This window comes from Microcoleus sp. PH2017_24_DOB_U_A, from assembly GCF_020738205.1.
Lineage (GTDB): Bacteria > Cyanobacteriota > Cyanobacteriia > Cyanobacteriales > Microcoleaceae > Microcoleus.
Window position 1 is genome coordinate 25829 of the sequence record NZ_JAEQCT010000062.1, and the last position, 7058, is coordinate 32886.

5 protein-coding genes are annotated in these 7058 nt (G+C 42.6%); all 5 read right to left on the reverse strand.

From position 1 onward, the window contains the following. Window positions 1-5: 5 nt before the first annotated feature. The 5 genes from JGK07_RS18505 to JGK07_RS18525 all read right to left on the reverse strand — a co-directional run bounded on the left by JGK07_RS18505 (window position 6) and on the right by JGK07_RS18525 (window position 6929). Window positions 6-1070, reverse strand: a complete 1065-nt coding sequence (locus JGK07_RS18505) for an NAD-dependent epimerase/dehydratase family protein (protein WP_293185944.1) — start codon at window positions 1068-1070, stop codon at window positions 6-8. A 222-nt stretch (window positions 1071-1292) separates the two neighbouring features. Beyond that, entirely contained in the window at window positions 1293-1949 is a 657-nt protein-coding gene (locus JGK07_RS18510; protein WP_293185943.1) for a Uma2 family endonuclease, read from the reverse strand. A 217-nt stretch (window positions 1950-2166) separates the two neighbouring features. Beyond that, window positions 2167-2967 (reverse strand): glycosyltransferase family 2 protein, encoded by an 801-nt coding sequence (locus JGK07_RS18515; protein ID WP_293185942.1) that lies wholly within the window; start codon window positions 2965-2967, stop codon window positions 2167-2169. Between the two features lie 3 nt (window positions 2968-2970). Next, window positions 2971-4710: a hypothetical protein gene (locus JGK07_RS18520; protein ID WP_293185940.1), complete on the reverse strand. Its 1740-nt coding sequence runs from the start codon at window positions 4708-4710 to the stop codon at window positions 2971-2973. 218 nt (window positions 4711-4928) lie between these two features. Further along, the gene (locus tag JGK07_RS18525; RefSeq protein ID WP_293185938.1) at window positions 4929-6929 is read right to left on the reverse strand and encodes a chromosome partitioning protein ParA; all 2001 of its coding nucleotides are present in this window, start codon (window positions 6927-6929) and stop codon (window positions 4929-4931) included. Between the last annotated feature and the right edge of the window lie 129 nt (window positions 6930-7058).

The following is a 7058-nucleotide window of genomic DNA, read 5'->3' on the forward strand; positions in this document are numbered from 1 at the left end:
AATCCCTACAAAATCGAACTTAAAACCACTTCATTAGCAGCAATCCAATCATAAATATCCTGCAAAGCCGCCTCCGGCCCAATCATAGGGTGCCATCCAGTCTTCTCCATCACCCTAGAAGAATCGGTAATAAAAATCGGAATATCCCCCGCCCGTTCCTCCAAAACCGGATTAATTGTAATAGACTTTCCCGTAATTTTTTGGCACAAATCAGTTGTTTCAACTAAAGACAGACTGTTGCTCAAACCACCACCAACATTAAACACTTCGCCGTCAAATTCCGCAAAATGTTCCAACTGATAATTGACTAATCTCAGCAAATCTTCAACGTGCAGCAAATCCCTAACTTGTTTACCACTGCCGCCAAAACCGATATAATTAAGCGACCTTTGAAAATAGTGAGCCGCCACCCACAAACCGCAAACTCCCTGATCTACTTTCCCCATTTGCCAAGCACCGGTAATTAACCCGCAGCGGTTGATAATTGCCTGCACGTTGTATGCTTCCCTGTACTCCTCAATCAGCAATTCCGACGCTAATTTAGTTGCTCCGTAAAGCGAGCGGTGTCCTTTTAGTGGGAAATCTTCTGATATGCCTAACTCCGATATACCGGGTAATGTTTGCTCTGGGGCGATCGCAAATCTATCATCCAACTCCAATAACTTGATAGACTTGACAGAGGCGATCGGATAAACCCGACTCGTAGACAAAAACAGCAAACTCGCACCAGTCTGTCTCGCCAACTCCAAAACATTCACAGTACCCAGCAAATTCGTCTGCAAAACGTACTGAGGCGAACTAAAACCCGCCAGCACAGAAGGCTCCGCAGCGCAATCTATAATACAATCAGCATTGAGTGCCACTGGATCTAAATCAGCCGCCGTGCGAATATCCCCGTAAACAAACTGAATCCCGCAACTTTTAAGCCTAGGCAAATTCAATTCCGAACCCCGGCGGCGCAGGTTATCCAAACAAATTATTTGCCATTCCGGGTGAAGTTTTTTCAGGCCAATTGCCAAACAACTGCCGATAAAACCCGCACCGCCCACAATTAAAATTCTCTCAGGCATTGACTCAACTTTCTTAGAGGATTAATTACTGCTGTTAAATTGTGTTGAGGTATAGCCTTTATCAAAAAGATGAGGTATGACTGTAAATGGAGTTTTTGATGCGACCTCGCTTACTATATAATAAATATAAGAGGGCTGAAGCCCAACAACGTACCTCACCTATCTGAGAAAGGCTATATGTCTCGCATTAAAACTTAATCATCTGTCAATTAATTTTGACAGCTATTCTGGTTCAATGCCCAAAGCCCGCAACTGATTTGCTAAACGTTCGACTCGCTCTTGGGCTTGCAGTGCAGCTTCCTCTGGCGTAGCAACTAACTCACCGTCTGGGGTAAAATAACGCAATTTCCCATCGTGAATTCCCAGATATAATTCTAGTACCTCACTCCACAATCTACCAAATTCATTGGCAAGAATAGCTTGATATTCTTGACCAATTAAACGAAAACCAGCAAATTCCAAATCTTCAGGATCGAACCAAAAGTATTCGGGCGTTCTAAACCGATTTTGATATAATATCTTTTTTTCGTTGCGATCGACTCTGGCGGTAGAACTAGATAGCAATTCTATAATTAGATCGGGATATCTCCCCTCTTCTTCCCAAACTACCCAGGAACGACGCGGACGTTTTTCGGTATCGGCGATCAGAAAAAAATCAGGGCCGCGAAAATCCCGATTTTTCAATTGTTGCTGGCTGTAGTAAACCGTCAGATTTGCTCCAACAAAAAAGTCATTGCGATCGCGCCATTGCCATTCCAAACAGGCAACTAATAATGCTAATTGAATATAATGTAGGGAACTTTCCATTTCTGGCTCATCACTTTCAAGTTGACTGGCATCTGGCATCAATCTTGCCATTTCTTGGGCTGTAAAAACCATGACTTAATCCTCTCAATTTAGTATATCTTTTCAACCAAATTTCCCCATAGCCTCCTAAGTTAAATTTTACCGCGCGATCGCACTTTTGAGCGATTTGACCATTTTTTCGTAACCATTTCGCAGGTTCCGCCCGTTACCTAAGTTGCAGTCCCGATTTTGGTACGCAGTAGTATCAGCATCAAAGTATCAATAGCTGCGGTACCAAAATCATTAGTCATCATTCCTTCGCAGTCAAGACTTCACTCCTTGACTTAGGCAACAAATCTAATTTCAACTCATTCATCTTTCTTGTTCGGTGGTAGTCGCCGCGAGAGAGATGTTTTTCCAGCCAGACATACAAGACAATAAACAAATATCGACTGCCCATCTCTTTAATCTTCAACTTAGAAATACCAGCAGTCCGATTGTACCATCTCAGAGGAATCACCGTATAGGAAAAACCCCGGACAATTGCTTTTAGGGGAAGTTCGACAGTCAAATTAAAGTGATGGCTCAAAATCGGTTGTATACCTTCAATCACTTCTCTGCGATATAGTTTAAAAGCATTCGTGACATCGTTGTAACGCAAGCCGAAAATACTTTTGACAAACCAGTTTGCTAAGCGATTAATTCCTAGTTTGTGAATTGGATAATCAACGACAAACCCGCCTTTGATAAATCTGGAACCGAAAACGCAATCATATCCTGCTTGCAATTGGCGGTATCCTGCTACCAAATCCATCGGATCGTCGGAAGCATCCGCCATCACAATCGCCACAGCATCGCCTTCAAATTCTGCCAATCCCCGGCGCACGGCAAATCCAAAACCGTTGGGAGGTTGATTGTTGATGTATCTAACTGTGGGGAAAGTCTCTGACAATTCCTGGCAAATGTCAACGGTTTTATCCGTACTATTGTCATTCACAATCAAAATTTCGTGCGGAATCCCTTCTAAATCGAGCGTCTGGGCTAAAGCCCGCACAGTACCATCCAAACAGCCCTCTTCGTTGTGGGCTGGTATAATCACCGAAATTTTCACTCCTCATCCTCCGCGCAACTGGACAAATTGGTTGTCCACAGGATTATACACCCAAGCTTTGATATCGGTTTGGGCGATCGCCAAATCGCCACCAGACACATCAACCGCCCACCTCGCATTATTGTACAACTGTGATTTCAAAGTCTTAGCAATATCGGGACTGTCCAAATTTACATAAGCGTTAGCAAAAAAAGATTTTTTATCGCCGACAGATAGCAGTACAATATTCGGCTGTTTCCTATTTTCTGGCAAAACCACCCAACCAGCAGCTTTCAATAATTTATCGCCCGTTGGAGGTTGGTCTAAATAGCCGTAAACTTTCTTGGTATTAGGAATAAAATCTACATTTTTGGCGAACTTTCTCCAACCAAATTTATCGAGAATAGCAGCACCATCTCTCACCAGCCAAGTTTTTTTGCTCAACACTCTCAAACAGCTTTCCGGCGAATCATTGAAAAACTTCGACGGTTCGAGATAGTTAATTAACTGCAAACAATCTTGAGCGCCTTGTTTGTAAATAAGTGCAGAGCTAGTTTGGACGATCGCCTGCTGAGAATTAACAATAATTATACCAATTAATAGCCCTGAAACTCCTCTAAAAATCAATTTATAGTTGAATTTCAACAGAGCTTTTGTTTCTCGAATAAACAATTGTCCTAGCTGAACCAAAGCAATTAACAGCAAAATCGAATTAGTCGTATATCTAGAAGATTCGATCGCCTGAATTGCCCCAAAATTAGCCCTACCAGCCGTAATAAACAAAGCCGACAAAACCGAAAACAAACCTATTGACAGCCAAGGTAAAGCCTGATGTAGCAATCCCAAATCAATTGTGGGATGGGCATCTTGCCCGTCCCCACCCAATCCCAAATTAGTTAATAGAATCTTCTTCCCAAAATGCCATACAAAAAATCCAAAACTTGCAAATATTACCAATCCTACAAATGCAGAAAGTCCAGGTGATCTAACAATTGGCGAACCCAATAAACTCAAAAAATAATCAATTACCACCAGCGGCTTATTCAACAATGCAATAATACTTGTTTTACGGCTAGGATGATAATCAATTGAGTAAATAGCACAAGTTGCTGCAAACAGCAATATCCATACAATTAATCTTCTTTTTTTCTGTACTCGATTTCCCTCCAAAGCCACCACAGCCGGAACCGCCACAAACCAAGATAGCAAACCTTGAGCCAGAGAAAAACTAGCAATAAAACAGAATATAGCAGCAATAGAAATTCTAATATTAGGCAATAATTTGTGAGTTGAAACCAGCGCATAAACCGCAGCTATAAAACACAGATTTACAAAAAACCAAGCTAATTGAAATCCCCAAAGCCAGTTTTCATGTTGAACCAGGGAGAAAAGTAAAATACAAGTTAAAATATTAGCTAAATGCCACAAATTATCCCCAACATTCTTAACCTGCATCGAGGATAACTTGTACATAGTCATAAAAGTTATACCAGCCAAACCGATGCTGAGACACAACTGATAATTAATATTCCATCTGGAAGCAAAAACCAGCACAGCGATAATTAATTTCGGAAAGACTATGCGGTGGTTGCTGTGCAAAGCCCAAAAATCGTTAAACGTTACACTTCCCTGAGCTATTTTCTCAAACAGGCTAGCCAACCTCCACTCGTCATCAATGGGTACGTTAACGCTAAAAGTGGCTACAAACCCGATTAAAAGGACAACAGGAATCAGATATAGCGTAAATAAAATACTTTTTTTCATGAATGTGCGATCGCACCAATTGCCATCACTATTTTATATTAATACCGTTAAATCATTCTCATCAAGTTTGTAGTGAAGACTTTAGTCCTCATAATTTGCGGGAATTAGGATTAAAGTCCTCACTACGAACCGGGCTAATTAGGACTAAAGTCCTCACTACAAACCAGTCATCAAGTTTGTAGTGAGGACTTTAGTCCTATTCAATTCTGTTAACCGAATTACTTAACAGTCTTGAATGTATCCAGTTTGCCAGTAAATCGGTTGATAAACATCTGCAAAACAGTTCGCTTGCCGATATTGATATTAGAACTTACCGCCATTCCCGACTGCAAGTTAACTTCCTGTTCATTTGGCTTGCCCTTGTTCAAAATAAACTTTTGAGTCTTCAGCTTAATTTTGGTTTTGAAAGCGTAGTATTTCCGGAGTTCAGTAGGAGGTTCAGCATCGCTGCTAATCTCTTTCACTTCACCCTCAGCAGTACCAAACTCCAGCGCAGGGAAAGCTTCAACATTTATATCCACAGGTACGCATTGGTATTTTGTCAAACCCAATTTCTCTCTATTAACTTCCTTCTCAGGACACAGGCAGCTTTTACCTTTTTCGCAGTCAATCTTTTCTCCATCTAATTGTTTGCCGTGATATTTTTCTAATTTTTCTCGCTTGTTTTTCATACCATCCAAAACAAGAGCTACGTTGCTATTTTCCAGGTAAACAACTGCTTGCAAGCCGTTTTCATCATCCAAAACCTTGAGCAGCTTCTCTGTTTGCTGCGCTTCGTAATAAGCTTCTTCGCAGCGTTTGGGGCGCGGTTCCCCAGGCTTCACCACTGAGTTAATAATGGATTGGCATATCGGATCTTTTGCTAGATCCAACTTCGCATTCTCCTTCTTAGAAGGTTTCAAATCGAAGATAACGCCGGATACGGGAGCCTTCATAATTTGAGTATCGCGGACTTGCTGGGCTTTTTCTAGCTGAGCATTTACTTCGGACAGCTTTTTCAGGTTTTCTACTTTAAAACGGCTGAGTTGAGAATCGCTGCTGGCAATTTGTTTCTGGTTTTCAGCAATTTTGCTGTAAAGTTCTTTTGCCCAGGCATCCTTGGTGTTTTTCAACTGTTCTTGGGCGCGGGCGATGGACTCCTGAATGCGCGCTTGCTCTCCTTGCTGGCGCTGTACTTCAGCGGTAATTTTTTGGATGTCACCTTGACGCGCATTAATTTCGCCTCGGCGTGTATTTATCTCACCTCGGCGGGTGTTGATTTCGCCTTTGCGGGCGTTGATTTCGCCTTCGCGCTGTTTGATTTGATCTTGCTGTTTCAGAACGTCGCTTTGGCCTCTGAAAACATCTTGTTCCTGTTTTTCTCTTTGCAGTTCAGCGATCGCTCCTTGCTCTACCAGCGGGCCTAGTCTGCCCAAAATGCCTTGATTGGACTTCAATACTTGTTGGGATTTGGCTAACTGTTCGTCAGCCAAATCTTTCTGAGCCAGAGCTGATTTGACTTGCTCTTGGGAAGAGGCTAACTGCTGCTGAGAGTAATTTAATTGGTTCTGAGCAAAACCCAATTGTTGCACTGCTACATTCATTTGATCGCCGGCGGCTTTCTCAGCATTTTCAGCTTGCTTGAGTTGTTTGTCCAACTCCTGAACTTGCCCTTGGGCGGCGGCTACCCGAGACAGAAATTCCGATCGATAATTAACATACAGTCCTTGCTGGGTGGCATCAAAATTTCCGTTGGCTCCCCGGTTAAGGTACAGCTCGTCAATCAAAGCTTGCAGCACTTGATTTTGTGCAGCAAGGCTCTGTCTGTCTTTGATTGTGGATTCTAGGTTGGAAGGAATAGGGCCTTGAACTTTGCCGCTGACGACATCTTCGTAAAATTTATTTTCCTTTTCCAGCGCTTCTTTAGTTTTCTTAATCGATGTTAAATCAGCACTGGGTGCAAGGGGGTTGAAAGTGAGCAGGGGCTGGTTTTTTTCTACCCGATCGCCATTTTCGACGTGCAGCCTCACCACAGCGCCCGTAGCAGGCGCTTGGATGTCTCTAGCACCATCTTTGAGTTCCAATTGGCCGACAGCGGGGACAGCTTGCTCTACGCTAGCAAAATAAGCCCAAACTACGGCAGAAGTGGTCATCAGCATGATCGTCCACAAAAACAAGCGCGACCAAATCGCTGGTTTTTCCAGAATGACTGCTTGTTCAGAAAGGATTACCGATTTCATAGCCATATGTTATTTGGGTAATGGGTAATGGGGAATTGGGAATTGGGAATTGGGAATTGGGAATTGGGAATTGGGAATTGGGAATTGGGAATTGGGAATTGGGAATTGGGAATTGGGAATTGGGAATTG

Coding starts and splice junctions, on each gene's coding strand:
- JGK07_RS18505 (WP_293185944.1), bottom strand. CDS start 1,070: ATGCCTGAGAGAATTTTAATTGTGGGCGGTGCGGGTTTTATCGGCAGT.
- JGK07_RS18510 (WP_293185943.1), bottom strand. CDS start 1,949: ATGGTTTTTACAGCCCAAGAAATGGCAAGATTGATGCCAGATGCCAGT.
- JGK07_RS18520 (WP_293185940.1), bottom strand. CDS start 4,710: ATGAAAAAAAGTATTTTATTTACGCTATATCTGATTCCTGTTGTCCTT.
- JGK07_RS18525 (WP_293185938.1), bottom strand. CDS start 6,929: ATGAAATCGGTAATCCTTTCTGAACAAGCAGTCATTCTGGAAAAACCA.